The organism is Streptomyces sp. NPDC087901, from assembly GCF_044742205.1.
Lineage (GTDB): Bacteria > Actinomycetota > Actinomycetes > Streptomycetales > Streptomycetaceae > Streptomyces.
Map to the genome: position 1 here is coordinate 490,264 of NZ_JBIUUC010000004.1, position 25,919 is coordinate 516,182.

The following is a 25,919-nucleotide window of genomic DNA, read 5'->3' on the forward strand; positions in this document are numbered from 1 at the left end:
TCCAGTCCATCTGCCAAGGCGGCCGGGGTGGTTCGTCGATCACTCTCCGGGCTTCCTCTCGGCGGCTGGCTTCGTGCCGAAGGCGGCTGTACTCCTCCAGAAGCCGGGTGGACTCCTCGGGGTCTTCGGACTTGGCGGCGCGGGCTTCGAGGTCACGAAGGTGTGAGTCGAGGACGGGATTTCGCGCGATGGCGTACTGCGTCCACCACAGGCGCATGAAGGCCGGAACGGGGGTGATGTTGAAGGCGTCGCCGATGACGCGCTTCCAGTGAGCCTCAAAGTCCGGGAGGAGGTGCGGAGTGTGTTCCTGAATGGCCAACCGGAGTGCTTGGGGCGTGCGTTCGGGCATGGGCGGCAACCGCAGGGGTTCTCCCTCGTACCCATCGAAGTGGAGTGCATGGGCGGGCATGGTTCGGGCTCCTTGGTATGGAGGTGGGTCAGGCCGCCTCGTGCCGGTCCTCGTGCGACTGGTGCCCCCCGGATCGTGAATATCGGCAGTGTCAACGCCCGCGCCGGCCGGACGAACCTCGTCGCGTACAGCACCGCGAAGGCAGGGCTGCTGGGACTGACCCGTTCCCTCGCCCGCGAACTGGGCCCGTACGGGATCTGCGTCAACACGGTCAGGCCCGGGGCCATCCAGGTCGAGGCCGAGACCAGTCTTCCCGCCCAGCACCGTGCGCGGCCGGAGGATCAGATCAAGCGCCAGTGTGTCCCGCGCCGTGGCCGGCCCGAGGATGTCGCCGCCTTGGTGGCGTTTCTCGTGGGCCCCTCCGCCTCGTTCATCACGGGGCAGTCCGTCCACGTCGACGGCGGCTGGCTGCTGCACTGAGACCACCAACAAGCAAGGAGACAGACCGAAATGATGGAACGAGTCCGCGCCGTCCTCGTCACGGCAGCCGACACGATGCTGGTCATCCGCCGCACCCGGCCCGGCATCCCCGAGTACTGGGTTCTGCCCGGCGGCGGCGTCGAACCCAGCGACGCGTCCCGGGAGGCGGCCCTCCACCGGGAGATTCACGAGGAGATCGCAGGGAAGGCCGACATCATCCGGCTCCTCCACACGATGGAGTCCGACGACGAGCGTCAGCTCTTCTACCTCGCCCGCATCGCGACCTGGTCCTTCGACGACCGCACCGGTCCCGAGTTCAGCGCCGAAGGCCGCGGTGAATACGCGCTGGAGGAAATTCCGCTGGCCATGGAGGGGCTCGACGGCATCGACCTCAAGCCCGAGGAGATCGCCCACGTCCTACGGGGAGCCATCAGTGCGGGAAGCCTCGGATTCGAGGCGTCACTCTGAGCTTTCGAGTACGTCAGCACGCCATCAGCCCGACTCTGAGATGAGCCGGGCTGATGGCGTCCGTACGCGCTACTGGCTTAACGCCGGCTCGATGCCGCAAGCGCGTAGACGCTGATACGTCCGGCCGGCAGTCGCGTCGGAGAGGGCGGCACTGATCTACCAGCACTCTGATAGCGAGTGGCAGCAGGAGGTCGCGAAAGGTATTGATGCCAAGGTTTGTACCGTCAGGAAGAAGACGGCAGTTGAGGCATCACAGGTGCATGAAGTCTGAGGGGATCTGACAGTGGCGGTGCGGCGCGCTGCCGCACCGCCCGCGCCCCGCGTGATGAAGCGAGATGGGTTGAAAGAAATGGGTGGCGCCTTGGAGGGAACGGTTCCGTTTCGCTGAGTGGTCAGGCCGAGCCGCAGACGCCACCATGAGTGAGAACCTGAACCCTATGCGGCTTTGGTCGGTCGCTTAAACTCCCAGTGGACCTCGGGGCGGGCCAGCGCGAGCCTACGGAGCATGTTCTGGAACCGATTCTCATTGGTTTGAAACTGTCCGTGGGGCCCCTTGCTGAGCGCGTCCATGACGTAGTCGAGAGCCGCACGCTTTTCAGTGTCGGAAGCGAGCACCCCGACGTCAAGGACGAGGAGTTCGGGCCTGTAAACGACAAAGGACCAGCGCTCGTCGGAGTACAGCAGTCGCTCTGGGAACGTGCGCAGACCTCGGCGCACGATCGACGTGCGGACAGCCTGCAGGCGCGTGATCCGCAGACGATCCATCCCTTCCCGGTCACGCACCCAAGCGTTGCGGATGACGACAGAACCATTGTTGCTGTCCACGGCAGCTTCGATCGAGTCGAGTGTGCTGGTGCGTACGTAGACCATGGACGCGCCTCTCCTGTTAACCATTTGTTAGCAGGAGACATCGTCACTGTTGCAGCACTTCTATGAACCGAATTGTTGCGTTTCCGACCCGCATGGCTGGCGTGGGTGGTAGTGCGAACGCTCGGCGGTTTTCTTCACCGGCGGCGACGGCCTGGCTTGTCGCAATCGAAGGGGCCGGCTGGTGGCGGCCCAGGTGAGGAAGGAGTGCAGCGAGGCAACTGCGTACTCGCCGAGCGTCCTGTTCATCCTGGTGGTGCAGACCGTGTCGAGGGGCCTCAGGATCCGACGCTGAGTTGTCGCGGTGATCTAGCCCGCCATCTGCCTTTTCGGCTGCGGATCGATCTGGGTAACTTGGGGCACGCGGAGGGCATGCCGCCCTCCAAAAGGTCTAGACAACAAGAAAGGCCCCGGTCGTTGACCAGGGCCTTCATAAAAGAGCGGGTGACGAGAATCGAACTCGCGCTCTGAGCTTGGGAAGCTCATGTTCTACCATTAAACTACACCCGCGTAACGCACTGGCTGACCAGCGGCGCATCGTCACACACTGTACCCCATCGCAGACCCCCCGAGGCGTGAGCCCGGGTGTGAGGCGTGGTGGGGGTTGGGTGGGGTGGGCGGGGGGTGGATGCGGGTGTCCCGGGCGGGAGTTGGGGGCGTAGCGTGGGTGGTCGGAGTGCCGCGTGCGGTGGCGTCCTGTTCATCCCCTAATGTGGCTTTCTCGTCCACGGCTTGATGGGGAAGGGACTTGATGGACTCCATGGAGCGCACCGTCGTCCGCTGTGCCGAAGGGCACGTTTTCGCTACCGCCTCGTTCCCGATGCAGCAGCTCGGGCCCGGGCGGATCGGTCCAGGGCGGCTTATCCGCTGTCCTCGTTGTGCGCGGTTGCGGCATGCCGTGCCTGTGGGGTTCGAGGAGCGGTAGAAGAGCGGCGGGAGAGCGAGCGACAGGCGCGCGGGCGGCCCGATGGGGGCGGACCCGCGCGTTCTGCGTATCCTCGGTGGGTGCTTCTCTCAGACAAGGACATCCGGGCCGAGATCGACGCCGGACGCGTACGTATTGATCCTTTCGATGCGTCGATGGTGCAGCCGTCGAGCATCGATGTGAGGCTCGACCGCTATTTCCGGGTGTTCGAGAACCACCGTTATCCGCATATCGATCCGGCCGTCGAACAGGCCGATCTGACCCGTACCGTCGAGCCCGACGGGGACGAGGCGTTCATCCTGCATCCCGGTGAGTTCGTGCTCGCCTCGACGTACGAGGTCATCTCGCTGCCCGACGATCTCGCGTCGCGGCTGGAGGGCAAGAGTTCGCTCGGCCGGCTCGGGCTGGTGACGCATTCGACGGCCGGGTTCATCGACCCGGGGTTCTCCGGGCACGTGACCCTGGAGCTGTCGAACCTGGCGACGCTGCCGATCAAGCTCTGGCCCGGGATGAAGATCGGTCAGCTGTGCATGTTCCGGCTGAGTTCGCCGTCGGAGTTCCCGTACGGCTCCGAGCGGTACGGGTCGCGGTACCAGGGGCAGCGCGGGCCGACCGCTTCGCGGTCCTTCATGAACTTCCACCGGACGCAGGTGTGATGCCCCGTGAGCGATGACGTGCGGGAGAACCTGACGTACGACGGCTTCGGGCATGCCGTGCGGGAGCTGGCGCAGGCCGTGGCCGATGACGGGTACGAGCCGGATGTGGTGCTGAGCATCGCGCGCGGCGGGGTGTTCGTCGCCGGTGGTCTCGCGTACGCGCTGGACTGCAAGAACATTCACCTGGTGAACGTGGAGTTCTACACGGGTGTGGGCACCACGCTGGACATGCCCGTCATGCTGGCGCCCGTGCCCAACGCCATCGACTTCTCGGACAAGAAGGTCCTCATCGCCGACGATGTGGCCGATACCGGGAAGACGCTGAAGCTGGTGCGCGACTTCTGTGTCGACCATGTCGCCGAGGTGCGTTCCGCCGTCATCTACGAGAAGTCGCATTCGCTCGTGAAGTGCGAGTACGTGTGGAAGAAGACCGATCGCTGGATCAACTTCCCGTGGAGCGTGGAGAAGCCCGTCGTGCGGCGAAGCGGGCAGGTTCTCGACGCCTGACAGGCGGAGTGCGGGTGGCAGGGCAGGGCAGGGCAGCGCCACGGCACAGAACGGAACAGAACGGATCGGAACGGATCAGAACAGAACCCCCGGGCCTTTGGTGGCCGCGGGGGTTCTGTTTTTCTGGATCGTGCCCGGTTCTAGATCGTGCCCAGTTTGAGGATCGAGACCAGGGCGAGCAGCTGGATCGCCGACGCGCCCAGTGCCTTCGGCCACGGCAGGTCGTGGGACTTGCTCACCATCGAGGTGAGCAGGGCCGCGGCCGCCAGCCAGGTGAGCCAGCCGAGGATCTGGACCAGGGAGTTCTCGCCGCCCAGGAAGAGCGCGAAGACCAGGCGCGGGACGTCCGTGATCGACATGATCAGCATGGAGAGGCCCACGGTCGGCTGCCACGCGCCGTCGCCGCCGAGCTGGCGGGCGAGGGTGTGGGTGACCGCGCCGAGCACCAGACCGCCGAGCACGAAGCCGATGCCTGTGATGACGACGTAGGGGATGGCGTTGCCGACCGGTGCGTTGATCGCGTCGTCGCGGGCCTGGTCGAAGCCGAACAGCGCCAGCAGACCGTAGAGGAACGTGACGACGAGCGCCGGGCCCCAGACGGGGTAGTCGCGCATCTGCCAGAACGTCGGGCCGGGGCGCGTCACGATGCCGCTCAGGAGCTGCTTCCAGTGCAGGCGCGGGCCTGCGGGCTGGGCGGGGGCCTGGCCGGCGCGGTAGGTGTTGCCGTCGCCGTAGGGGTCCTCGTTGATGCTGAAGGCCTGGGTGTGACCGGGGCTGTTCGCGTACGGGTCGCCCTGGTGGGGGTGCTGGGGGTGGTGGGGCTGCGGGTACGGGTCGGCGAAGTACTCGGGCTCGTCGGCCCCGCCGCCGTTGTAGCCGCCTGCGTTGTAGCCACCGCTGTTGTAGCCGGGGGCGTTGTTGTAGCCGCCGCCTTGGGGCGGGGCGCCGCTGCCTCCCGTCGGCGGCCATTGCTGCTGCCCGTACGGCGGTGGTGCCTGAGTGCCGTACGGCTGCTGCCGCGGTTGCTGTTGCGCTTGCTGCGGGGTGCGGTTGTCCCGGCCGCGTCCGATCCTGAATCCAGCCACGTCATCGAACGTACCTGGTCCGTGCGGGTCGGGTGGGCGGGGCGGGGGAACTGGGCCGCCTTTGCCGCCTAGCTGTGACATCCCCTAGGGGAACCCTGGGGGGCTGTCCTCAGCCCGCCGTGAACAGGGCGCTGGTGAACGTGATCAGCGGGCGGTCCGGTGTGGTCGCCGGGTACAGCGCGATCAGGTCCGCCGTCTCGCCCCGGTGCGTACGGACCACCGTGTCGGGCTTCCTGTCGCCGTCGAAGTCCGCGTACCGCTGGAGGAGGGTCGTTTCCGCACCCGCCGCGGCGGGGCTGCCCGGGGCCCTGCGCAGGGGCGCCGTCGGGAGGCCTGCGGCAGGAGCCCCGAAGCGGTACGCGCCGCCCGGGCGGCCCGGTCCGTCCGGGCTGCCGAGCAGCAGCGTGCCCTTGCCGGCGGTGCCGGGTTCGTGGGGGAGGGCGGTGTACACCAGGTCGTCGTAGCCGTCGGCGTTCGTGTCCGTCCGGGGCTCGGGGGCGGACAGGGCGGGGCCGGCTCCCGGAACGGTGCCGCCGGCGGTGTGCGGGCGGCCGTCGCGGGTGAAGGGGCCGCGCAGGAAGCTGAACCGGCCCGAGCTCGCCGTCACGGCCAGGTCCTCCTTCCCGTCGCCGTCGAAGTCGCCGCAGACGGGGTGGTCCGGCCAGGCGTTGCCGAAGCGGGCCCGGTCCGGGATCCGCAGGGTGACCGCCTTGCCGGTGAGGCCCGCGGGGGAGCCGAACAGGATCTGCAGCGGCACGGGCGGGCGGCCGATGCCGTTGTACGGGGGGTCGGTGGCCACGATCAGATCGGTGAAGCCGTCCCGGTCCAGGTCGCACGACGCCTCGGCGTCGAACGCCGAGGGGAGGGTGTCGCCGACCTTGGCGGCGTTCGTGTGCGCGCTGAGCAACTGGCGTACCGACGGGTCGAGGCCGCGGGTGGCGGAGCCGTACACGATGCCGATCCCGGCGTCGTCGCCGTGGCGGTCGGCCGCCGGCTTCACCAGGTCGTCGAGGACGAGGTCGCGGTGGCCGTCGCCGTTGAAGTCGTCGGGGGTGTGGCTGCCGGTGCCGTGCGGGACGGCGTGGCGCTCGGCGCCGGCCAGGCCGGAGAGGGCGGCGGGCGGGGTGTCGCCGTTCTTGGGGGCCGGGGAGGCGGAGGTGCCCGTGCAGGCGGTCAGCAGGAGTACGCAGGCGCAGCCGATCGCCGCGGTGGTCGCTGCGGTGGCGGCCGTTGTGCCGGCCGTTCCGCCGGTTCGCGCTCCGGCTGTAGCTGTCGCTGCTGCTGTCGACCTCGCCCTTGTCCGCGCCCTCGTCCCTGTCCTCGTCGTTGTCCTGCGTATCCGCACGGATACCTCCGGTACGTATCCCCGCAGGAATACCTCGTACGTCTCGTGGGTCCCGGGCCGTCCGCCGCCGCGCATGCGCCTCACAGCCGCCCCACATGATGCGTCACCGGGGTGGCAAAGCAGAAGCGGCCGGTCCTGCCCCCGAGGCAGGTCCGGCCGCTTGTGCAACGCGGTGGCGCGGTTCCGGTTACTTCACCGGTTCGGGCTCCGGCGCGTCCGCCGCTTCCGGCTCGCCCGCGGGGTCGGCCGGGGTCCTCACGGAGTCGAGCAGCAGCTGCGACACGTCGACCACCTGGATCGACTCCTTCGCCTTGCCGTCGTTCTTCTTGCCGTTGACCGAGTCGGTCAGCATGACGAGGCAGAACGGGCAGGCGGTGGAGACGATGTCCGGGTTGAGGGAGAGGGCCTCGTCGACGCGCTCGTTGTTGATGCGCTTGCCGATCCGCTCCTCCATCCACATCCGAGCGCCACCGGCGCCGCAGCAGAAGCCGCGCTCCTTGTGGCGGTGCATCTCCTCGTTCCGCAGACCCGGGACCTTCGCGATGATCTCGCGCGGGGGCGTGTAGATCTTGTTGTGACGGCCCAGGTAGCAGGGGTCGTGGTACGTGATCAGACCCTCGACCGGCGTCACCGGGACGAGCTTGCCCTCGTCCACCAGGTGCTGGAGCAGCTGCGTGTGGTGGATGACCTCGTACTCGCCGCCGAGCTGCGGGTACTCGTTCGCGATGGTGTTGAAGCAGTGCGGACAGGTCGCGACGATCTTCTTCGACGACTTGGCCTTCTTGGTCGAGTCGTCCTCGTCGTCCTCGCCGAACGCCATGTTCAGCATCGCGACGTTCTCCTGGCCGAGCTGCTGGAACAGCGGCTCGTTGCCGAGGCGGCGGGCCGAGTCACCCGTGCACTTCTCGTCGCCGCCCATGATCGCGAACTTGACGCCCGCGATGTGGAGGAGCTCCGCGAAGGCCTTCGTGGTCTTCTTCGCCCGGTCCTCCAGGGCGCCGGCGCAGCCGACCCAGTAGAGGTAGTCGATCTCCGAGAGGTCCTCGACGTCCTTGCCGACGATCGGGACCTCGAAGTCGACCTCCTTGGTCCACTCGACGCGCTGCTTCTTGGCGAGCCCCCAGGGGTTGCCCTTCTTCTCCAGGTTCTTGAGCATCGTGCCCGCCTCGGACGGGAACGCGGACTCGATCATCACCTGGTAGCGGCGCATGTCGACGATGTGGTCGACGTGCTCGATGTCGACCGGGCACTGCTCCACGCACGCACCGCAGGTGGTGCAGGACCAGAGCACGTCCGGGTCGATGACGCCGTTCTCCTCGACCGTGCCGATCAGCGGGCGCTCGGCCTCCGCGAGGGCGGCGGCGGGAACGTCCTTGAGCTGCTCGGCGGTCGCCTTCTCGTTGCCCTCCATGTCCTTGCCGCCACCGGCCAGCAGATACGGGGCCTTGGCGTGCGCGTGGTCGCGCAGGGACATGATCAGGAGCTTCGGGGAGAGCGGCTTGCCGGTGTTCCAGGCGGGGCACTGGGACTGGCAGCGGCCGCACTCGGTGCACGTGGAGAAGTCGAGGATGCCCTTCCAGGAGAACTGCTCGACCTGCGAGACACCGAAGACGGCGTCCTCCGCCGGGTCTTCCCAGTCGATCTCCTGGCCGCCCGAGGTCATCGGCTGGAGCGCGCCCAGTGCGACCGCGCCGTCGGCGTTCCGCTTGAACCAGATGTTCGGGAAGCCGAGGAAGCGGTGCCAGGCGACACCCATGTTCGTGTTGAGCGCGACCGTGATCATCCAGGTGAAGGACGTGACGATCTTGAGCGCCGCGACGGCGTAGGTGATGTTCTGGAGCGTGCCGAGGCTGAGCCCGTCGAGGGCGGAGACCAGCGGGTACGAGGCGAAGAAGCCGGGCTCCCAGCTGGTCACGTGGTGCTGGGCACCCTCGAGGCCGCGCAGCGTCATGATGCAGAGGCCGACGATGAGGATGACGGCCTCGACGAAGTACGCCTGGCCGGTCTTCGATCCCGTGAAGCGGGACTTGCGGCCCGCGTTGCCCGGCCTGCTCAGCTGCCGGATCACGATCAGGGTCACGATGCCGAGAACCGTCATCAGGCCGAGGAACTCGACGAAGATCTCGTACGGCAGCCAGTCGCCGATGATCGGGATCAGCCAGTCGGCCTGGAAGAGCTGGCCGAAGGCGTTGACGATCGTGAGCAGCAGCGAGAAGAAGCCCACCGCCACGAACCAGTGCGCGAAGCCGACGATGCCCCAGCGGTTCATACGGGTGTGGCCGAGGAACTCCTTGGCCAGCGTGATGGTGCGCTGCTTGGGGTCACCTGTGCGGGTGCCCGCGGGCACGGGCTGACCGAGGCGCACGTAACGGTAGATCTGCGCGATGGCGCGGCCGAAAAGCGCCACGGCCACCACCGTGATGACCAGCGACACGATGATCGCGGCGAGTTGCATTTGGGGGCTCCTCGGGCCTGCGAGGGTGGGATCCAGCGATGAATACTGCTTACTAAGCGGTAACTTAATCAGTCTGTGCTGACACTATCCACTTATCCCGCCGTCCTGTAGCCGGGCAGGCGGTGATCTGTGTCGCTCAGGTCTGCCTTGCCGCGCCGGGCGAGACCGCGGGCCGCCTCGCGCAGGGGTGTGCCGACGGCTTCCGCGAGGATCGCCAGGTCCAGACCCAGCCGATGGTGCTCGGCGTAGTGCTGGTCGAGGAGATCCGGCTCGTCCCACGGCATCGTCGAGCGGTGGCGGACCTGGGCCAGGCCGGTCAGGCCGGGCTTCAGCTCCAGTCGCCAGTCTCGCGTACCGGCCGGCCACGCGTGCACGCGGCCCGGCGTGAGTGGGGCAGGGCCGACGAGGGAGAGCTCGCCCCGTACGACATGAGGCAGCCGGGAGATCACGTGCAGGCGCAGCCGCCGGGTGCGCAGTGACCGCAGGACGAAGGGTCTGCCGTCCGCTCCCACCCGGGTCGAGCGCGCCACTACGCCCCCGGAGCCGCGCTGCACGGCAAGGGTCAGTGCGGCCGCGGCGAGCAGCGGGGTGGCCAGGATCAGGAGGGCCGAGCCGAGGGTCAGGTCCAGGGCGCGCTTCGCGGTGGGGCGGGGCGGTGTTGCCGGCGCCAGAGCCCTCAGGGCCGTGCGGGCGGCCGCGAGGCGGGAGGGCCGCGGTGGCCGCCAGGGGGTGGCGGCCGGTCTCCGCCGCTGCCGTGGCCCGTGCCTCTGCCCTCGCCTCTGCGTCTGCATGGTGCGTACCTGCCTGGTCGGCTGACTGGAGTCGGCGGACCGTGTGCCGGGATTGCGCGGCTCACGGCATTTTGTGACAGAACGATCCCATGAGGCGATGATGAGGAGGGGCGTGTGGCCCGTGGGGATGGGCGGGTGTCGCCCGTACGCGGGCAGGATTTGCCGCTGATTGCCTGTATGCGACGTGTGTCCACCGTCGCGCATCGCGGTGTTCTGCCTGGTGGCGTGGGGTGTGTGCACGATAGTTGAGCCGACTCGACTCAGGTCTGTTGACACTGGGGCGGGTGTCATGCATCCTTGAGTCAGATCCACTCAAGTAGTCAGTTGGAGGAATTGAAATGGCACGTGCGGTCGGCATCGACCTGGGCACGACTAACTCCGTCGTCAGCGTTCTCGAAGGCGGCGAGCCCACCGTCATCACCAACGCCGAAGGCGCCAGGACCACGCCGTCCGTCGTCGCCTTCGCGAAGAACGGCGAGGTTCTGGTCGGCGAGGTAGCCAAGCGCCAGGCAGTGACGAACGTCGACAGGACGATCCGTTCGGTCAAGCGCCACATGGGCACTGACTGGAAGATCGAGATCGACGGCAAGGGCTTCAATCCGCAGCAGATGAGCGCCTTCATCCTGCAGAAGCTCAAGCGTGACGCCGAGGCGTACCTGGGCGAGAAGGTGGCCGACGCGGTCATCACCGTCCCGGCGTACTTCAACGACTCCGAGCGTCAGGCGACGAAGGAGGCCGGCGAGATCGCGGGCCTGAACGTCCTGCGTATCGTCAACGAGCCGACGGCCGCCGCGCTGGCGTACGGGCTCGACAAGGACGACCAGACGATCCTCGTCTTCGACCTCGGTGGCGGCACCTTCGACGTGTCCCTCCTGGAGATCGGCGACGGCGTCGTCGAGGTGAAGGCCACCAACGGCGACAACCACCTCGGTGGTGACGACTGGGACCAGCGTGTCGTCGACTACCTGGTGAAGCAGTTCGCCAACGGGCACGGCGTGGACCTGTCCAAGGACAAGATGGCTCTCCAGCGTCTGCGCGAGGCTGCGGAGAAGGCGAAGATCGAGCTGTCGTCCTCGACGGAGACCTCGATCAACCTGCCGTACATCACGGCGTCGGCCGAGGGCCCGCTGCACCTGGACGAGAAGCTCACGCGCTCGCAGTTCCAGCAGCTCACCGCTGACCTCCTGGACCGCTGCAAGAACCCGTTCCAGAACGTCATCAAGGACGCGGGCATCCAGCTCTCCGAGATCGACCACGTCGTTCTCGTCGGTGGCTCGACCCGTATGCCGGCCGTCGCCGAGCTCGTCAAGGAGCTCACGGGCGGCCAGGACGCCAACAAGGGTGTGAACCCGGACGAGGTCGTCGCCATCGGCGCCTCGCTCCAGGCCGGTGTCCTCAAGGGCGAGGTCAAGGACGTCCTGCTCCTCGACGTCACCCCGCTGTCCCTCGGTATCGAGACCAAGGGAGGGATCATGACCAAGCTCATCGAGCGCAACACCACGATCCCGACCAAGCGTTCCGAGATCTTCACGACGGCCGAGGACAACCAGCCGTCCGTGCAGATCCAGGTCTACCAGGGCGAGCGCGAGATCGCGGCGTACAACAAGAAGCTCGGAATGTTCGAGCTGACCGGTCTGCCGCCGGCCCCGCGTGGCGTGCCGCAGATCGAGGTCGCGTTCGACATCGACGCCAACGGCATCATGCACGTCGCTGCCAAGGACCTCGGCACCGGCAAGGAGCAGAAGATGACCGTCACCGGTGGCTCCTCGCTGCCGAAGGACGAGGTCAACCGGATGCGTGAAGAGGCCGAGCAGTACGCGGACGAGGACCACCGCCGTCGCGAGGCCGCCGAGTCCCGTAACCAGGGCGAGCAGCTCGTCTACCAGACGGAGAAGTTCCTCAAGGACAACGAGGACAAGGTCCCCGGTGACGTGAAGACGGAGGTGGAGGCCGCGCTCACCGAGCTGAAGGAGAAGCTCAAGGGCGAGGACACCGCCGAGATCCGTACGGCCACCGAGAAGGTCGCGGCTGTCTCCCAGAAGCTGGGCCAGGCGATGTACGCCAACGCCCAGGCCGAGGGCGGCCCGCAGGCCGACGCGCAGCCGGGTGCCGAGCAGCCCCACGACGCCCAGGACGATGTCGTCGACGCCGAGATCGTCGACGACGAGAAGGACTCGAAGGGCGGTGCGGCGTGACCGAGGAGACTCCGGGCTTCGAGGAGAAGCCCGACGTCCCCTCCGGCGCCACCCCTGACGACGCCGAGCCGAAGGCCGCCACCCCCTCTTCGGAGGAGGCGGCGGCCCCGGCCGGGGACGCGAACCAGACAGCCGGTCTGACGGCTCAGCTGGACCAGGTCCGCACCGCGCTCTCCGAGCGCACGGGCGACCTCCAGCGGCTCCAGGCCGAGTACCAGAACTACCGCCGCCGTGTGGAGCGGGACCGGGTCACGGTCAAGGAGATCGCAGTCGCGGGTCTCCTGTCCGAGCTCCTGCCCGTGCTCGACGACGTCGGCCGGGCCCGCGAGCACGGTGAGCTCGTGGGCGGGTTCAAGTCGGTGGCCGAATCGCTGGAGACGGTCGTCGCCAAGCTCGGACTGCAGCAGTTCGGCAAGGAGGGCGAGCCCTTCGACCCGACGATCCACGAGGCCCTGATGCACTCGTACGCGCCGGACGTCACCGAGACGACCTGCGTGGCGATCCTGCAGCCGGGGTACCGGATCGGCGAGCGCACCATCCGCCCCGCGCGGGTGGCGGTGGCCGAACCCCAGCCGGGGGCCACGCCCGCGGCCGCGAAGGAAGAGAAGACTGACGACGAGGAGAGCGGTGGCGGCGAGGAGGTCTGACATTCCGTCCGACCATCTGGCAGCACACCGCTCGCCCACCCGCCCGGCCATGTGGCCGGTCGTCCGGAAGGAGGGACGTCGATGAGTACGAAGGACTTCGTCGAGAAGGACTACTACAAGGTTCTCGGCGTCCCGAAGGACGCCACCGACGCCGAGATCAAGAAGGCGTACCGGAAGCTCGCCCGCGAGTTCCACCCGGACGCCAACAAGGGCGACGACAAGGCGGAGGAGCGCTTCAAGGAGATCTCCGAGGCGAACGACATCCTCGGTGACACCAAGAAGCGCAAGGAGTACGACGAGGCACGCGCCCTCTTCGGCAACGGCGGCTTCCGCCCCGGACCCGGCGGAGCCCAGGGCAACTTCAACTTCGACCTGGGGGACCTCTTCGGAGGTGCCCCAGGCGGGGGCCAGGGCGGCGCCGGCGGGTTCGGCGGCGGTGGCGGCGGCCTGGGAGACGTCTTCGGCGGCCTGTTCAACCGGGGCGGCGGCGGTACCGGCACACGGGTGCAGCCGCGCCGCGGCCAGGACATCGAGTCCGAGGTGACGCTCAGCTTCACCGAGGCGGTCGACGGGGCCACGGTCCCGCTGCGGATGTCCAGCCAGGCGCCCTGCAAGGCGTGCTCCGGCACCGGCGACAAGAACGGCACCCCCAGGGTCTGCCCGACCTGCGTCGGCACCGGCCAGGTCTCGCGCGGCAGCGGCGGCGGTTTCTCGCTCACCGATCCCTGCGTGGACTGCAAGGGCCGGGGCCTCATCGCCCAGGACCCCTGCGAGGTCTGCAAGGGCAGCGGCCGGGCGAAGTCGTCCCGCACCATGCAGGTCAGGATTCCGGCGGGCGTCCTCGACGGCCAGCGGATCCGGCTGCGCGGCAAGGGCGCCCCGGGTGAGCGCGGCGGACCGGCCGGCGACCTCTATGTCGTCGTCCACGTCGACGCCCACCCGGTCTTCGGCCGCAAGGGCGACAACCTCACGGTCACCGTGCCCGTCACCTTCACGGAGGCGGCGCTCGGCGGCGAGGTGAAGGTCCCCACGCTCGGCGGACCGCCGGTCACCCTGAAGCTTCCGGCCGGCACGCCCAACGGGCGCACCATGCGGGCCAGGGGCAAGGGCGCGGTCCGCAAGGACGGCACCCGCGGCGACCTGCTGGTCACCGTCGAGGTGACGGTCCCCACGGACCTGGGCCCTGAGGCCCGGGACGCCCTGGAGGCCTACCGAAAGGCGACCGCGGACCAGGACCCGCGGGCGGAGCTGTTCCAGGCAGCGAAGGGAGCTTGAGGTGGACGGCCGACGACGTAATCCGTACGAACTCACCGATGAATCCCCGGTGTACGTGATCTCGATCGCGGCCCAGCTCTCGGGCCTGCATCCTCAGACGCTGCGCCAGTACGACCGCCTCGGCCTGGTCTCGCCCGACCGCACGGCCGGGCGCGGACGGCGCTACTCGGCCCGCGACATCGAGCTGCTGCGCACCGTGCAGCAGCTGTCGCAGGACGAGGGCATCAACCTGGCCGGCATCAAACGCATCATCGAACTGGAGCACCAGGTCGCGGCCCTTCAGCAACGTGTCGCCGAGCTCTCGGCGGCCGTCGACGGGGCGGCGGTGGCCATGCAGCAGCGCGAGGCGCAGGTGCATGCGTCGTACCGGCGCGACCTGGTGCCGTATCAGGATGTGCAGCAGACCAGTGCCCTGGTGGTCTGGCGGCCGAAGAGGCCGAAGGACTGAACGGGGACCGTTTCCCGTGCAAGGAGCCCGTCACCCCGCAACGTCGGGGGTGACGGGCTCCTCTGCTGTGCGCGGCGGTACGGGCTCGGCGATGCCGGAGCGGACGAGGAGGGCGCCGAGTTGGGTGCGGCTGGTGGCGTCGAGGGTCTGCATGAGTTTGGAGATGTGGGCGCGGCAGGTGCGGACGCTGATGCCGAGCTTGTGGGCGACGGCCTCGTCCTGGTTTCCCTCCATCAACAGGCGCGCGATGCTCTGCTGGACGGCGGTGACGGGGGCGCCGGGGACGGTTGTGGGGAGTTGCTGGGTGAACGGGGTGGCCAGGGCCCAGAGCGTCTCGTACATCTCGGCCAGGAAGGCGACGAGCGCGGGGTGGCGGATCTCCAGGGCGACGCTGCGGTCGGGTTCGGCGGGGACGTAGGCGACCTTGCGGTCGAAGATCATGAGGACTTCGATCGCCTGTTCCATGGTGCGGACCTGGAGGAGGCTCCTCGGCAGCTGGCTCACGTACGCCTTGAGAGCCGGGCTGTAGCGCGCCGAATGCTGGTAGATGTGTCGCACCTGAACGCCCCGCTCAACCGTGGGCAGCGTGCCCGACAGGGCCTGTCGCAGATCCTCCTGGGGCCGCGTGCTGCCGGGCTGGAGCGTGAGGATCTCCTCGGTCACTTCCTGCGCGGATTCGTTGATGGACGCCTGGACCGTCGAGCGCCCCTTGAGCACGGTGATGGCGAGGTGGGGGGTGCCGTGGTCGAGGAAGGTCAGAGGCACCAGCGCCTGGGCCAGGCGGTCGGAGATCCGCACCTGGTCCAGGAGTCCCTGGGCGATGGGGTGCAGCAGATGTGCGAGGGCCGCAGACGGCGGTACGGGGCGCAGGAGCCGGCTGTCGAGCGGGTCGGGCAGCAGGAGAGCCGTGTCGATGAGGCAGGGCGCGGTGCTGACAGCTGACCGGGCGATGCGGCCCTTGGCCAGTGCGTCGGTGTAGAGACCGACGGCCTCGTCGCACAGATCGCGGTCGCTGTGGGCGTGGTGGCGTGGCACTGTCATGGCCCGCCGCGTTCCACGATGCCGGACTGGACGAGCAGTGCGCCGAGTTGGGTGCGGCTGGTGGCGTTGACGGTCTGCATGAGTTTGGAGATGTGGGCGCGGCACGTGCGGACGCTGATTCCCAGCTTGCGGGCCACGACCTGGTCGACGTGGCCGTCGACAAGGAGCCGCGCGATGCTGAGCTGGACGGCGGTGACGGAGGCGCTCGACGGAGGAGTCTGCAGGGGTTCCGTGAGGGGAGTGGCCTGTGCCCACAGGACCTCGTACACCTGGATCAGGTAGCGGACGAGCGCCGGATGGCGGATCTCCAGGGCCACGTCACGTTTGGCGTTGGCGGGGATGAAGGCCACGGTGCCGTCGAAGATGAACAGCCGCTCGACCGTCTGCTCGATGGTGCGGACCTGGATGTGACCGGGTGGCACCTCGTCCAGATAGGTCTTGATGGCGGGGCTGTAGCGGGCCGGATGCTGATAGATGTGGCGCAGGGTGGCGCCTCGCTCGACCGTGGACAGGGCGCGTTCCAGCGCCTTCTTGAGCTGGTCCACCGGGCGGCTGCTGCCCGGCTGCAGGGTCAGGATCTCTTCCTGCGCACTGTCCAGGGCGCTCTGAATGGTCCCCTCGATCAGCGGGATGCCTTCGAGGACGGTGATGGCGAGGTTGGGGTCCGCGCTGGCGACGGAGGCCAGCGGAGCCAGCGAGTCCGCGAGTGCGGCGGAGAGTCTGATGCGCTCGTGGATCTCACGTATGACGGGCTGCAGCAGGTGGGCGAGGGCCGCGGAGGGGGGTACCGGACGCACCCAGGCGTCGTCCTGGGGGTCGGGGTGCACCAGCGCCAACTCGGTTAGGCAGGGCGCGGGTTCCAGGGAGGAGCGGGGTATCCGTCCTGCGCTCAGCGCCTCTGTGTAGATCCTGACCGCCGTGTCGCACAGCTCGCGGTCTCCGTGCGCGTGTATCGGTGTGTCCCCATCCCTGCCCATTCGTGACCCCCCACTTTTGGCAGTGCAGCAAGATGACGGTGGTGGAAGAGTAGTCCTCGGGTCAGTGTGGGCGTGTCGGGGGAGCCGGGAACTCCCCCGGCTGAACAAAGGGGCGTGGCCATGCCTCTCCCCCGTTGCGTGGCCGCGCCTGCCCGGCCCGGGGGTGGGGATCCTTCCGAGGGCCGGCCCGGTCAGGAATCCTGATCGAGGATTCCTGACTGGGCGATCAGGTAACCGAGTTGGGCGCGGCTGGTGCTGCCCAGTACGGCAGACAGCTTGGCCACGTGCGCCCGGCAGGTGCGGACGTTCATGCCGAGGCGGCGGGCTATCGAATCGTCGACATGCCCCTCGACGAGGAGCTGGGCGATGGAGCGCTGGACACCGCTGATGCCCTTGGGCGCCGGGTCGTACGGCAGCTCGCCCAGCAGGGGTGACGCGCGCTTCCAGAGCTGCTCGAACACTTTGATCAAGTAGTCGACCAGTCCGGGATGGCGCAGTTCCAGAGCGACCTGGTCGTCGTTGCTGGCGGGGATGAAGGCGACGGTCCGATCGAACACGATCAGCCGCGCGATGAGCTCCTCGAGCGTGCGGATCTCCACCTTGCCCTCGGCCATCTTGCCCTCCGCCATGCGTTCCGCGTAGGCGAGTGTGCCCTGGCTGTGCCGGACGGTGTGCTGGTACAGGGTGCGCATGCTGACCCCCCGGTGGACCACCAGCAGGCCTCGCTCCAGGCCCTCTCGCAGGCGGTCCTCGCCGCGGTCTCCTCCGGGCTGCACGGTGAGGACCTCGGTGCGGCATTCGGCGGTGGCCAGGTCCAGGGCCGCGTTGATCCGGTGCTTTCCCTCCAGCACGGTGATGGCGTGGGTGATCGGCGGATCCTGTGCGCTGATGTCCATGAACGGTTCGAACGACTCGGCCAGTTCGAGGGACAGGCGTCGGCGTTCCTGGATCTCGCGCTCTATGGGGTGCAGTCGCTGGGCGAGTGCCGCGGAAGGCGGAAGCGGGCGCAGCCAGTCGGGGTCGTCGGGATCCGGGTGCAGCAGGGCGAAGTCCATCAAACAGGGTGCGGGAGCTACTTCGGCTCGGGGTATGCGTCCCGAGCGCAGTGCGCTGGCGTAGAGATGTGCTCCGTCGGCGCAGAGTTCGGTGATCCCGTGATGATGTGTCTCTTTTGCGTTATCTGTGCCCATATCTACACCCCCCAGGTTCCTGAACATGCAGGAACATGATGCATCGACTCGGTGGTGTTCGTGTGCCCAGGTGAGACATCGTCTTAGGTGCGGGGGAGAAGAATCCACAAGTGAGGACGAAGCCGACCATGTATAAGCGAATGCTTCGCTCGGCGCTTGCCGTCTCATTCATCGCAGTCCTGGGCCTCGCCGTTCTGGGCAGCAGCGGTGAGATCAGTTGGAGTGCCGAGGCGGCTGCCGGGCCCGGTGAGATCAGCTGGAGCATCGAGGCTGCGAGCTCACCCGGCGAGATCAGCTGGTTCGCGCCGGCGTCGACCGGGCCCGGTGAGATCAGTTGGTCGCCCGGCCATGACCGCGTGGGTGCCTGACATGACCACCCCGCCGGACGACCGGACCTTCCGGCGAGAGATGGCAACCGCCTACCGCTCAGGGTGGCATTTCATCGACCTCGTCACGGCACTTCCCCACCGTGGTGATTCGTTGATGGTCACTCTGTTCGGTGACCCGGTCGTTGTCGCCCGTGAGGACGACGGGGAACTCCGCGCCTACCGGTGCCTCCGCAAGCCGCGCGGAGCGCCGCAGCCCGTGCGCTGCGCCATTCGGTACGACATGATTTTTGTGAACCTCGCGCAGCGTGATCACCAGCTGTTCGAAACCGAAGCCATTTCCGCCACCCCCCGCAGTGCCTGAGCGATCCCCCGTCGTTCCACGTCGCTCAGACACTCCCCCACACAACGGCGCCACCGTGACCTGAACACGGTGGCGCCGTTGTGCTTCTCCCGGAGACATTCCGGTCGGAGCAAGCAGAAGGTGTCAAAACGCACCGGCTGCGTGGGTGGGGACACGGTCCTCCATGCTCCGCCCTTCCATCCCAAGGGTCATTCATGAGCGGACACGAGGTCGAAAAACTGCCGGGCCGGTGCGGGAGTGACGGCGACGCCGCATACCTCGACAGGACGTTGCTCCACCGCGAGGTGGAGGTCTCCTTCGACGACACGGTGAACTGGAAGGTGTTTCTGGCGGTATGGCTGCGGGCCGCCGCCGTGGCGTTCGCCGTGCTTCTCCTCTTCGGCTTCGTCGGGCTCATCACCCTGGCCGGTGATCCGGAGAGCGGCCTCGGGATCATGGGGATCGGTGCGCAGATCGCCATGATCGCCTTCGCCGCCGTCTTCCTGACGTCGAGGATCGCCGAGCCGGTCGGTGAGTGGCGGGTCCTGGTTGCCGACCAGGGGGTGCGCGCCGAATCGGCGTACACCGAGATCGCCAGGGTCGTGCAGGAGCGCAGGCTGCCGGTCGTGCCGGTGTTCCGCCGCATCCGTACCGGGGGTGAGCACCCCCTCGTGACCCACCGGATGGTGCTCCGGGACGGGAGTTACGTCGCGTACCTCTCGGTGTTCGCCTACGGCACCGGCCTCTATCTGGGCTGGGTGATGTGGCGCGACCGGCGCGGCACCGAACTCGTCGGGCAGTTCCTCTCCGACTTCGTCCGGGGCTTCGGCGGTGCCGACATGGAGAAGGCCGCGATGCGCACCGAGCCGCCGCGCGCCATGCGGGAGGCCCTGCACGCCGCCGCCCGGGAAGGGCTGTACGCCGCCGTCGACGGACGCGTGGTCGCTCCCGAACCGGTCTTCCCGCACGGCCTCCCGCCGATCGAGGAGGAGGGCGAGGCCGCGGCGCCCCTTCCGGTCCAGGCGCAGGCGCCCGCGCCGATGGCGCCGCCGCCCGTGCCGCGCCGCCGGCCCTGGGCGTCGGGCGGCAGCTGACGGCGTGCGATGCGCCTGGGGCGGCTGCGGTCAGCCCCGGCCGAGCGCCCGGTTCAGGCTGATCTCGATGACGACCCGGTCCGGGTTGGGCGACGGCGTGCGCTCGTAGCGCTCCGTGTGGCGGCGTACCGCCTCGTCGACCCTGTCCTGCTCCGTACGCACCCTGGCGACGCCCTCCAGCGTCGCCCAGCGGCGTCGGTGCACCTGGCAGGCCGCGACCCGGGCGCCGTCCGGGCCCGCGGCCAGGATGTGGGCGACCTTGCGGCTGTTCTTGTTGGTGATGATGCGGGCGAGGCCGGCCTCGGGGTCGTACGTCACGCACACGGGCACCACGTGCGGGGTGCCGTCGGGGCGGGGTGTGGTGAGGGTGCAGATGTGGGACTCGCGCCAGAACGCGAGGTACTCCGGGCCGGGGTTGCGTACGTCGACTGCCATGGGGCCAGCGTAGGCAGTGGCTGTGCCGCGGTGGCGGGCGGCCGGAACGGCCGGTTCACTCGGAGCGGAGGCGGGGGCCGGAAGTGGTCCGTTTTTGCCTTGAGTGGAATAGACTCAACTTTGTGCACGTTGATCGTGTCAGTAGTGAGACGGACCAGTCACCGCAAGGAGGAGAGAGCGCACGTGGACGCCGAGCTGACCAACAGGAGCCGGGACGCCATCAACGCGGCCACCAGCAGGGCCGTGAAGGACGGGCACCCCGATCTGACCCCGGGGCATCTGCTGCTCGCGCTGCTCGCGGGTGAGGACAACGAGAACATCATCGATCTGCTGGCTGCCGTCGAGGCGGACCAGATCGCCGTACGCACCGAGACCGAGCGGCTCCTGGGCGCGCAGCCCAGCGTCACCGGCTCGACCGTAGCGCCGCCCCAGCCCAACCGTGAGCTGCTCGCCGTCATCTCCGACGCCGCCCAGCGGGCCAAGGAGCTCGGCGACGACTACATCTCCACCGAGCACCTGCTCATCGGCATCGCCGCCAAGGGTGGCCGTGCCGGTGAGATCCTCGACGGGCAGGGCGCCAGTGCGAAGAGGCTGCTGGACGCGTTCGAGAAGAGCAGGGGAGGGCGCCGGGTGACCACACCCGACCCGGAGGGTCAGTACAAGGCCCTGGAGAAATTCGGCACGGACTTCACCGCCGCCGCACGCGACGGCAAGCTCGACCCGGTCATCGGGCGCGACCAGGAGATCCGCCGCGTCGTCCAGGTGCTCTCGCGACGTACCAAGAACAACCCGGTGCTCATCGGTGAGCCCGGCGTCGGCAAGACCGCCGTCGTCGAGGGGCTCGCCCAGCGCATCGTCAAGGGCGACGTCCCCGAGTCCCTGAAGAACAAGCGGCTCGTCTCGCTCGACCTGGGCGCCATGGTCGCGGGCGCGAAGTACCGCGGCGAGTTCGAGGAGCGCCTGAAGACCGTCCTCTCCGAGATCAAGGAGAGCAACGGCCAGATCATCACGTTCATCGACGAGCTCCACACCGTCGTCGGCGCGGGCGCCGGAGGCGACTCCGCCATGGACGCGGGCAACATGCTCAAGCCCATGCTGGCCCGCGGCGAGCTGCGGATGGTCGGCGCCACCACGCTCGACGAGTACCGCGAGCGGATCGAGAAGGACCCCGCCCTGGAGCGCCGCTTCCAGCAGGTGCTGGTGGCGGAGCCGTCCGTCGAGGACACCATCGCGATCCTGCGCGGGCTCAAGGGCCGCTACGAGGCCCACCACAAGGTGCAGATCGCGGACGCCTCCCTGGTCGCCGCCGCCACGCTCTCCGACCGCTACATCACCTCCCGCTTCCTTCCCGACAAGGCCATCGACCTCGTCGACGAGGCGGCCTCCCGGCTGCGCATGGAGATCGACTCCTCGCCCGTCGAGATCGACGAACTCCAGCGCGCCGTCGACCGGTTGCTCATGGAGGAGCTGGCGCTGCAGAACGAGACGGACCAGGCGTCCAAGCAGCGGCTGGAGAAGCTCCGCCGCGACCTCGCCGACAAGCAGGAGGAACTGCGCGGACTCAACGCCCGCTGGGAGAAGGAGAAGCAGGGCCTCAACCGCGTCGGCGACCTCAAGAAGCGCCTCGACGACCTGCACGGACAGGCCGAACGCGCCCAGCGCGACGGCGACTTCGACACCGCTTCCAAGCTGCTGTACGGGGAGATCCCCGGCCTGGAGCGGGAGCTGGCAGAGGCCGCCGAGGCCGAGCAGGAAGCGGCGAAGGAGCCCAAGGAGACCCTGGTCAAGGAAGAGGTCGGCCCGGACGACATCGCCGATGTCGTCGGCGCCTGGACCGGTATCCCGGCCGGCCGCCTCCTGGAGGGCGAGACGCAGAAGCTGCTGCGCATGGAGGAGGAGCTGGGCCGGCGCCTCATCGGGCAGACCGAGGCCGTGCAGGCCGTCTCGGACGCGGTACGCCGCACCCGGGCCGGTATCGCCGACCCCGACCGGCCCACCGGATCGTTCCTCTTCCTCGGCCCCACCGGTGTCGGCAAGACCGAGCTGGCGAAGGCCCTCGCGGACTTCCTCTTCGACGACGAGCGGGCCATGGTCCGCATCGACATGAGCGAGTACAGCGAGAAGCACAGCGTGGCCCGGCTGGTCGGCGCCCCGCCCGGGTACGTCGGCTACGAGGAGGGCGGCCAGCTCACGGAGGCGGTCCGCCGCCGCCCGTACAGCGTCGTCCTGCTGGACGAGGTGGAGAAGGCCCACCCCGAGGTCTTCGACATCCTGCTCCAGGTCCTCGACGACGGCCGGCTCACCGACGGACAGGGCCGGACGGTGGATTTCCGCAACACCATCCTGATCCTGACGTCCAACCTCGGCAGCCAGTACCTGGTCGACCCCCTGACCAAGCCCGAGGAGAAGAAGAAGCAGGTCCTGGAGGTCGTGCGGGCATCGTTCAAGCCGGAGTTCCTCAACCGGCTCGACGACCTGGTCGTCTTCTCCGCCCTGTCCGGCGACGAGCTCGCCCACATCGCGGGGCTGCAGATCGACCGGCTCGCCAAGCGGCTCGCCGACCGGCAGCTCACCCTCGACGTCACCCCGGCCGCCCTGGCCTGGCTGGCCGAGGAGGGCAACGACCCGGCCTACGGCGCCCGGCCGCTGCGCCGCCTCATCCAGACGGCGATCGGCGACAGGCTCGCGAAGAAGATCATCGCGGGCGAGATCACGGATGGCGCCACGGTCCGCGTCGACAGGGAGGGCGACGGCCTGACGGTCGGGGCGGCGGCCTGACCGTCGGCCCCGCGACCTGACCGGAGCACGTGTGGCGTAACCGGCGGCCCCGCTCCCCACCGGCTGGATATCAGCTTGTGGCGGATCGGGGCCGTCCGGGCTTTACACGCCCCGCCCGGCATGGGAGAGGATGGCAGCCAACCGCACGAAGGGAAATTACGGTGAGCATCGATCCGTCCTCGATTCCTAACTTCGGGGGCCAGCCCGAACCGCAGGCGGCAGGACCGGAGGGCCCCGTCGTCCCTGACCAGGACCTCGTCAAGCAGCTCCTGGAGCAGATGGAGCTGAAGTACGTCGTCGACGACGAGGGCGACCTCGCGGCGCCGTGGGAAGAATTCCGCACGTACTTCATGTTCCGTGGCGAGGGCGAGCAGCAGGTCTTCTCGGTCCGTACGTTCTACGACCGCCCGCACGACGCGGACCAGCGCCCGGTCCTCCTCGACGCGATCGACGACTGGAACCGCCGCACCCTGTGGCCCAAGGTCTACACGCACACCCACGAGCCCGAGGAGGGCTCCGAGGACACCGGCACCTCGGTCCGGCTGATCGGTGAGGCGCAGATGCTCATCGGCACCGGCGTCGCCCTGGAGCACTTCGTCTCCTCGACGGTGAGCTGGGTGCGCGCCTCCATCGAGTTCGACAAGTGGCTGCTGGAGCACCTCGGTCTGGCCCCGGCCGAGGAGAAGGCGGACGGCGCGGAGCAGGACGCTCCCGAGGCCTGAGCCTCATCCGCCTCACGCGAGCCCGGCGCGGGGGACGGTCCGATCGGACCCGTTCCCCGCGCCGGGCTCTGTTACAGGCCCTTCAGCCGGGAGACGGCCTCCTCCAGCACCTCGGTGCGCTTGCAGAAGGCGAAGCGCACGAACGGCGCGCCCTGCTCCCGGTGGTCGTAGAAGACCGCGTTTGGCACCGCCACGACCCCGCACCGCTCCGGCAGCGAGCGGCAGAACGCGAAGCCGTCGCCGCTGTCGTCCAGCGGGCGGATGTCGGTGGTGACGAAGTACGTGCCCGCCGGGCGGTAGACCTCGAAACCGGCCTCCGCGAGGCCTGTGCTCAGCAGGTCCCGCTTGGCCCGCAGATCCGCGCGCAGTGTCTCGAAGTAGCCGGCGGGCAGGTTCAGCGCCTCGGCGACCGCGTACTGGAACGGCCCCGCGGAGACGTAGGTCAGGAACTGCTTGGCCGAGCGGACGGCCGTCACCAGCTCGGGGCTCGCGGTGATCCAGCCGACCTTCCACCCTGTGAAGGAGAACGTCTTGCCGGCCGAGCTGATGGTGACCGTGCGCTCGCGCATGCCGGGGAAGCCGGCCAGCGGCAGGTGCTCGCCCTCGAAGACCAGGTGCTCGTAGACCTCGTCGGTGACGACGAGGAGATCGCGCTCGCACGCGAGGCCGGCGATCGCGGCGAGTTCCTCGCGGGTCAGGACGGTGCCCGTGGGGTTGTGCGGGGTGTTGAGCAGGAGCAGCCGGGTGCGGGGGGTGACGGCCGCGCGCAGTTCGTCGAGGTCCAGCCGGTAGGTGCCTGTGGACGGTTCGGGGTGCAGCGTCACGGGGACGCGGGTGGCGCCCGCCATCGCGATGCAGGCGGCGTACGAGTCGTAGTACGGCTCCAGCGCGATGACCTCGTCGCCGGGCTCCAGGAGCGCCAGCAGGGTGGCCGCGATGGCCTCGGTGGCGCCTGCGGTGACCAGGACCTCGGTGTCGGGGTCGTACGTCAGGGCGTAGCGGCGCTGCTGGTGGGCGGCGATCGCGTTACGCAGCTCGGGGACGCCGGGCCCCGGCGGGTACTGGTTGCCGTGCCCGGCGCGCAGGGCGCGGACCGCGGCCTCGCGGACCTCCTCGGGGCCGTCGGTGTCGGGGAAGCCCTGGCCGAGGTTGATGGCGCCGGTGCGGGCGGCCAGCGCGGACATCTCCGCGAAGATCGTCGTGCCGAACTCGGCGAGGCGGCGGTTGAGCAGCGGTCGTCCCTGTGTCATGACCGCCATCCTGCGCGGAACCTCTGGAGTTGCTCAAGTCTGCTTTGGCCGTGCGGGAGCGGGGGCATCCCCCTGGCACGCAGGAATCGGTGCGGAGCGGGGGGCCTCGCTTCGGGGGACGGAAGGACGTGAGGTCCGTGGACGTGGGCATAGCGTTGACCGTGGTCGTGGCGGTCGCGATCGCCGTTCTGGTGCGGGGGAACATCGCGAGCCACCGCAGGCGGCCGCCCGGGCGGCGCAGGCCGGGCGGTGCGGGTGGCGGTGACGCCGGCGGCAGTGCGTGGGCCGGGGGCGGCGACTCGGGCGGGCACTCCGGCGGCCACTCGTGCGGCGGAGGCTCCTCGTGCGGCGGCGGTTCTTCGTGCGGCGGCGGGGGCGGATGCGGCGGAGGCAGCTGACACGGGGCAGCTGGTCCGCGGCCGGGCAGAACGGCCGGCCGGTGTCCGGCGGGACTCAGGGGGAAGCTCCCGATCTAAGTCCCGCCGGACATCTTTTCGTTGGGCTGTGCGGCGCGTCCCTGGTGAACACCTGAACCGGCAGGCCCCCCAGGGGATGGAAACCACGCCAAGTTGGGTAAAAACGCTGCGAGTGCGGCGTAGTTCGTGATTCCCTCGGTTGAGAGAACATCCAGCCCTCGGACCCCAGTTGGACCTGATCGGGCGCTTCCCACCTCCCACGTGCACCACGTCGGGGCGCCCCATGTCCGCGTGTCCATGTGTGTTTGCGGAGCCGACCCATGCTCACGACCCTTCATACGGCCTATTCCGACACCCGTGCCGCCGATCTGGCCTGGGCGCTGGGGCGTGAACCGCTCCCGGCGCTGGCCACCCTCGATCTCCGACTCGGCGGGGCGCAACTGCAGTTGCGCCTGCTCGGAGCCTCTCACCAGGTGCTTCTCGAGGAGGAGCGCGGCAGCTGTTCCGAAACCGTCGCCTGCATCCCGGGCAGCAGCACCCCGCTGCCCTTAGGCGTCTCCAAGCGGCTGGGTGACTGGGAGTACGAGTTCGCGGCGCGGGTCGAGACCCTCGGTGCGGGCTCCTTCGCGGGTCGCGCGCAGGAGCTGCTGGCGCTCGTCGCCGATCATCCCCACGGACTGGCCGGGACGTTCCCGGGGAGCCCGCACGCCTTCACCGCCATGCTCGCCCAGCGGACCGAGGGCCAGGTGCGGTGGCGCACCTGGCACGCGTACCCGCAGGAGGGCCGGCTGGTGGTGACGCGGACCCGGGTGGGGGTGCGGATGCCGGCGGCGGCGCTGTGACCGGCGCCAACT

General features: G+C 68.9%; 24 protein-coding genes, 1 tRNA gene and 1 pseudogene. 14 read left to right on the top strand and 12 right to left on the bottom strand.

The features are described 5' to 3' along the window. Positions 1 to 55 precede the first annotated feature (55 nt). A pseudogene (locus ACIOEW_RS15915) lies at positions 56 to 409 on the bottom strand (hypothetical protein); the annotation flags it as partial. Between ACIOEW_RS15915 and ACIOEW_RS15920 the strand changes: the two are divergent. Together ACIOEW_RS15920 and ACIOEW_RS15925 are read left to right on the top strand one after the other, a co-directional pair. Then, complete coding sequence (locus tag ACIOEW_RS15920; RefSeq protein ID WP_401964313.1) at positions 398 to 829, top strand: SDR family oxidoreductase; 432 nt, start codon at positions 398 to 400, stop codon at positions 827 to 829. The pseudogene ACIOEW_RS15915 and the gene ACIOEW_RS15920 overlap by 12 nt on opposite strands. A gap of 30 nt (positions 830 to 859) precedes the next feature. Beyond that, positions 860 to 1,297, top strand: a complete 438-nt coding sequence (locus ACIOEW_RS15925) for an NUDIX domain-containing protein (protein WP_401964314.1) — start codon at positions 860 to 862, stop codon at positions 1,295 to 1,297. 435 nt (positions 1,298 to 1,732) lie between these two features. Here the strand turns inward: ACIOEW_RS15925 and ACIOEW_RS15930 are convergent, their stop codons facing one another. Together ACIOEW_RS15930 and ACIOEW_RS15935 are read right to left on the bottom strand one after the other, a co-directional pair. Beyond that, a complete protein-coding gene (locus ACIOEW_RS15930; protein ID WP_362539422.1) occupies positions 1,733 to 2,167 on the bottom strand; it encodes a hypothetical protein in 435 nt (144 codons plus the stop codon). A 436-nt stretch (positions 2,168 to 2,603) separates the two neighbouring features. Next, positions 2,604 to 2,674: transfer RNA gene (locus tag ACIOEW_RS15935), tRNA-Gly, on the bottom strand. 495 nt (positions 2,675 to 3,169) lie between these two features. Here ACIOEW_RS15935 and dcd point away from each other — a divergent pair. Together dcd and ACIOEW_RS15945 are read left to right on the top strand one after the other, a co-directional pair. After that, positions 3,170 to 3,745, top strand: a complete 576-nt coding sequence (gene dcd, locus ACIOEW_RS15940) for a dCTP deaminase (protein ID WP_136326616.1) — start codon at positions 3,170 to 3,172, stop codon at positions 3,743 to 3,745. Positions 3,746 to 3,751: 6 nt separating this feature from the next. Then, positions 3,752 to 4,252 carry a phosphoribosyltransferase gene (locus ACIOEW_RS15945; protein WP_362539362.1) on the top strand — a complete coding sequence of 167 codons (501 nt, stop codon included), beginning with the start codon at positions 3,752 to 3,754 and terminating at the stop codon, positions 4,250 to 4,252. A gap of 140 nt (positions 4,253 to 4,392) precedes the next feature. On the opposite strand, the gene ACIOEW_RS15950 is transcribed toward ACIOEW_RS15945, so the two are convergent. From ACIOEW_RS15950 to ACIOEW_RS15965, 4 genes are all read right to left on the bottom strand, one after another. After that, entirely contained in the window at positions 4,393 to 5,337 is a 945-nt protein-coding gene (locus ACIOEW_RS15950; protein WP_401964315.1) for a Yip1 family protein, read from the bottom strand. Between the two features lie 109 nt (positions 5,338 to 5,446). Further along, the gene (locus ACIOEW_RS15955) at positions 5,447 to 6,766 is read right to left on the bottom strand and encodes an FG-GAP repeat domain-containing protein (RefSeq protein WP_401964316.1); all 1,320 of its coding nucleotides are present in this window, start codon (positions 6,764 to 6,766) and stop codon (positions 5,447 to 5,449) included. Between the two features lie 103 nt (positions 6,767 to 6,869). Next, the gene (locus ACIOEW_RS15960) at positions 6,870 to 9,137 is read right to left on the bottom strand and encodes a (Fe-S)-binding protein (RefSeq protein ID WP_362539353.1); all 2,268 of its coding nucleotides are present in this window, start codon (positions 9,135 to 9,137) and stop codon (positions 6,870 to 6,872) included. Between the two features lie 92 nt (positions 9,138 to 9,229). Continuing rightward, a complete protein-coding gene (locus tag ACIOEW_RS15965) occupies positions 9,230 to 9,928 on the bottom strand; it encodes a sugar transferase (protein WP_401964317.1) in 699 nt (232 codons plus the stop codon). Positions 9,929 to 10,266: 338 nt separating this feature from the next. Here ACIOEW_RS15965 and dnaK point away from each other — a divergent pair, with 338 nt between their 5' ends. The 4 genes from dnaK to ACIOEW_RS15985 all read left to right on the top strand — a co-directional run bounded on the left by dnaK (position 10,267) and on the right by ACIOEW_RS15985 (position 14,493). Then, the gene (gene dnaK, locus ACIOEW_RS15970; protein ID WP_401964318.1) at positions 10,267 to 12,123 is read left to right on the top strand and encodes a molecular chaperone DnaK; all 1,857 of its coding nucleotides are present in this window, start codon (positions 10,267 to 10,269) and stop codon (positions 12,121 to 12,123) included. After that, positions 12,120 to 12,770 carry a nucleotide exchange factor GrpE gene (gene grpE, locus ACIOEW_RS15975; RefSeq protein ID WP_350994727.1) on the top strand — a complete coding sequence of 217 codons (651 nt, stop codon included), beginning with the start codon at positions 12,120 to 12,122 and terminating at the stop codon, positions 12,768 to 12,770. Before dnaK ends, grpE begins: the two co-directional genes overlap by 4 nt. Before the next feature lie 81 nt (positions 12,771 to 12,851). Next, positions 12,852 to 14,045 (top strand): molecular chaperone DnaJ, encoded by a 1,194-nt coding sequence (gene dnaJ, locus ACIOEW_RS15980; protein ID WP_362539344.1) that lies wholly within the window; start codon positions 12,852 to 12,854, stop codon positions 14,043 to 14,045. Position 14,046: 1 nt separating this feature from the next. Continuing rightward, entirely contained in the window at positions 14,047 to 14,493 is a 447-nt protein-coding gene (locus ACIOEW_RS15985; protein WP_362539341.1) for a heat shock protein transcriptional repressor HspR, read from the top strand. A gap of 30 nt (positions 14,494 to 14,523) precedes the next feature. On the opposite strand, the gene ACIOEW_RS15990 is transcribed toward ACIOEW_RS15985, so the two are convergent. The 3 genes from ACIOEW_RS15990 to ACIOEW_RS16000 all read right to left on the bottom strand — a co-directional run bounded on the left by ACIOEW_RS15990 (position 14,524) and on the right by ACIOEW_RS16000 (position 17,728). After that, positions 14,524 to 15,534 carry a LuxR C-terminal-related transcriptional regulator gene (locus ACIOEW_RS15990; protein WP_401964319.1) on the bottom strand — a complete coding sequence of 337 codons (1,011 nt, stop codon included), beginning with the start codon at positions 15,532 to 15,534 and terminating at the stop codon, positions 14,524 to 14,526. Then, positions 15,531 to 16,511: a LuxR C-terminal-related transcriptional regulator gene (locus ACIOEW_RS15995; protein ID WP_401964320.1), complete on the bottom strand. Its 981-nt coding sequence runs from the start codon at positions 16,509 to 16,511 to the stop codon at positions 15,531 to 15,533. Before ACIOEW_RS15995 ends, ACIOEW_RS15990 begins: the two co-directional genes overlap by 4 nt. 191 nt (positions 16,512 to 16,702) lie before the next feature. Next, positions 16,703 to 17,728 (bottom strand): helix-turn-helix transcriptional regulator, encoded by a 1,026-nt coding sequence (locus ACIOEW_RS16000; protein ID WP_362539333.1) that lies wholly within the window; start codon positions 17,726 to 17,728, stop codon positions 16,703 to 16,705. A 101-nt stretch (positions 17,729 to 17,829) separates the two neighbouring features. Here ACIOEW_RS16000 and ACIOEW_RS16005 point away from each other — a divergent pair, with 101 nt between their 5' ends. The 3 genes from ACIOEW_RS16005 to ACIOEW_RS16015 all read left to right on the top strand — a co-directional run bounded on the left by ACIOEW_RS16005 (position 17,830) and on the right by ACIOEW_RS16015 (position 19,464). Beyond that, on the top strand, positions 17,830 to 18,069 hold the full coding sequence (locus ACIOEW_RS16005; RefSeq protein WP_350994737.1) for a hypothetical protein: 240 nt from the start codon (positions 17,830 to 17,832) through the stop codon (positions 18,067 to 18,069). Between the two features lies 1 nt (position 18,070). Beyond that, entirely contained in the window at positions 18,071 to 18,391 is a 321-nt protein-coding gene (locus ACIOEW_RS16010; protein ID WP_350994739.1) for a (2Fe-2S)-binding protein, read from the top strand. Positions 18,392 to 18,585: 194 nt separating this feature from the next. After that, entirely contained in the window at positions 18,586 to 19,464 is an 879-nt protein-coding gene (locus ACIOEW_RS16015) for a hypothetical protein (RefSeq protein WP_401964321.1), read from the top strand. Between the two features lie 30 nt (positions 19,465 to 19,494). Here ACIOEW_RS16015 and ACIOEW_RS16020 read toward each other — a convergent pair whose 3' ends face one another. Continuing rightward, positions 19,495 to 19,899, bottom strand: a complete 405-nt coding sequence (locus ACIOEW_RS16020; protein WP_362539327.1) for a pyridoxamine 5'-phosphate oxidase family protein — start codon at positions 19,897 to 19,899, stop codon at positions 19,495 to 19,497. Between the two features lie 183 nt (positions 19,900 to 20,082). On the opposite strand from ACIOEW_RS16020, the gene clpB reads away from it, so the two are divergent. Beyond that, positions 20,083 to 22,677 carry an ATP-dependent chaperone ClpB gene (gene clpB, locus ACIOEW_RS16025; RefSeq protein WP_401964322.1) on the top strand — a complete coding sequence of 865 codons (2,595 nt, stop codon included), beginning with the start codon at positions 20,083 to 20,085 and terminating at the stop codon, positions 22,675 to 22,677. A gap of 161 nt (positions 22,678 to 22,838) precedes the next feature. Continuing rightward, on the top strand, positions 22,839 to 23,399 hold the full coding sequence (locus ACIOEW_RS16030) for a YbjN domain-containing protein (protein WP_362539321.1): 561 nt from the start codon (positions 22,839 to 22,841) through the stop codon (positions 23,397 to 23,399). Positions 23,400 to 23,470: 71 nt separating this feature from the next. Here the strand turns inward: ACIOEW_RS16030 and ACIOEW_RS16035 are convergent, their stop codons facing one another. Beyond that, the gene (locus tag ACIOEW_RS16035; RefSeq protein ID WP_401964323.1) at positions 23,471 to 24,649 is read right to left on the bottom strand and encodes a pyridoxal phosphate-dependent aminotransferase; all 1,179 of its coding nucleotides are present in this window, start codon (positions 24,647 to 24,649) and stop codon (positions 23,471 to 23,473) included. A gap of 736 nt (positions 24,650 to 25,385) precedes the next feature. Here ACIOEW_RS16035 and ACIOEW_RS16040 point away from each other — a divergent pair. Continuing rightward, positions 25,386 to 25,907, top strand: coding sequence for a DUF2617 family protein (locus ACIOEW_RS16040; RefSeq protein ID WP_401964324.1), 522 nt, complete (start codon positions 25,386 to 25,388; stop codon positions 25,905 to 25,907). Positions 25,908 to 25,919: the final 12 nt, after the last annotated feature.

Bases quoted from the DNA above. Each gene is read 5' to 3' on its own strand.
- ACIOEW_RS16020 (WP_362539327.1), bottom strand. From the start codon at position 19,899: ATGGCAGTCGACGTACGCAACCCCGGCCCGGAGTACCTCGCGTTCTGG.
- ACIOEW_RS16000 (WP_362539333.1), bottom strand. From the start codon at position 17,728: ATGTTCAGGAACCTGGGGGGTGTAGATATGGGCACAGATAACGCAAAA.
- ACIOEW_RS15925 (WP_401964314.1), top strand. From the start codon at position 860: ATGATGGAACGAGTCCGCGCCGTCCTCGTCACGGCAGCCGACACGATG.
- ACIOEW_RS16015 (WP_401964321.1), top strand. From the start codon at position 18,586: ATGAGCGGACACGAGGTCGAAAAACTGCCGGGCCGGTGCGGGAGTGAC.
- dnaJ (WP_362539344.1), top strand. From the start codon at position 12,852: ATGAGTACGAAGGACTTCGTCGAGAAGGACTACTACAAGGTTCTCGGC.
- dnaK (WP_401964318.1), top strand. From the start codon at position 10,267: ATGGCACGTGCGGTCGGCATCGACCTGGGCACGACTAACTCCGTCGTC.
- ACIOEW_RS15990 (WP_401964319.1), bottom strand. From the start codon at position 15,534: ATGACAGTGCCACGCCACCACGCCCACAGCGACCGCGATCTGTGCGAC.
- ACIOEW_RS15960 (WP_362539353.1), bottom strand. From the start codon at position 9,137: ATGCAACTCGCCGCGATCATCGTGTCGCTGGTCATCACGGTGGTGGCC.
- ACIOEW_RS16010 (WP_350994739.1), top strand. From the start codon at position 18,071: ATGACCACCCCGCCGGACGACCGGACCTTCCGGCGAGAGATGGCAACC.
- ACIOEW_RS15920 (WP_401964313.1), top strand. From the start codon at position 398: ATGGGCGGGCATGGTTCGGGCTCCTTGGTATGGAGGTGGGTCAGGCCG.
- ACIOEW_RS15965 (WP_401964317.1), bottom strand. From the start codon at position 9,928: ATGCAGACGCAGAGGCGAGGGCAGAGGCACGGGCCACGGCAGCGGCGG.
- ACIOEW_RS15930 (WP_362539422.1), bottom strand. From the start codon at position 2,167: ATGGTCTACGTACGCACCAGCACACTCGACTCGATCGAAGCTGCCGTG.
- ACIOEW_RS16035 (WP_401964323.1), bottom strand. From the start codon at position 24,649: ATGACACAGGGACGACCGCTGCTCAACCGCCGCCTCGCCGAGTTCGGC.
- ACIOEW_RS16040 (WP_401964324.1), top strand. From the start codon at position 25,386: ATGCTCACGACCCTTCATACGGCCTATTCCGACACCCGTGCCGCCGAT.
- ACIOEW_RS16005 (WP_350994737.1), top strand. From the start codon at position 17,830: ATGTATAAGCGAATGCTTCGCTCGGCGCTTGCCGTCTCATTCATCGCA.
- ACIOEW_RS15995 (WP_401964320.1), bottom strand. From the start codon at position 16,511: ATGGGCAGGGATGGGGACACACCGATACACGCGCACGGAGACCGCGAG.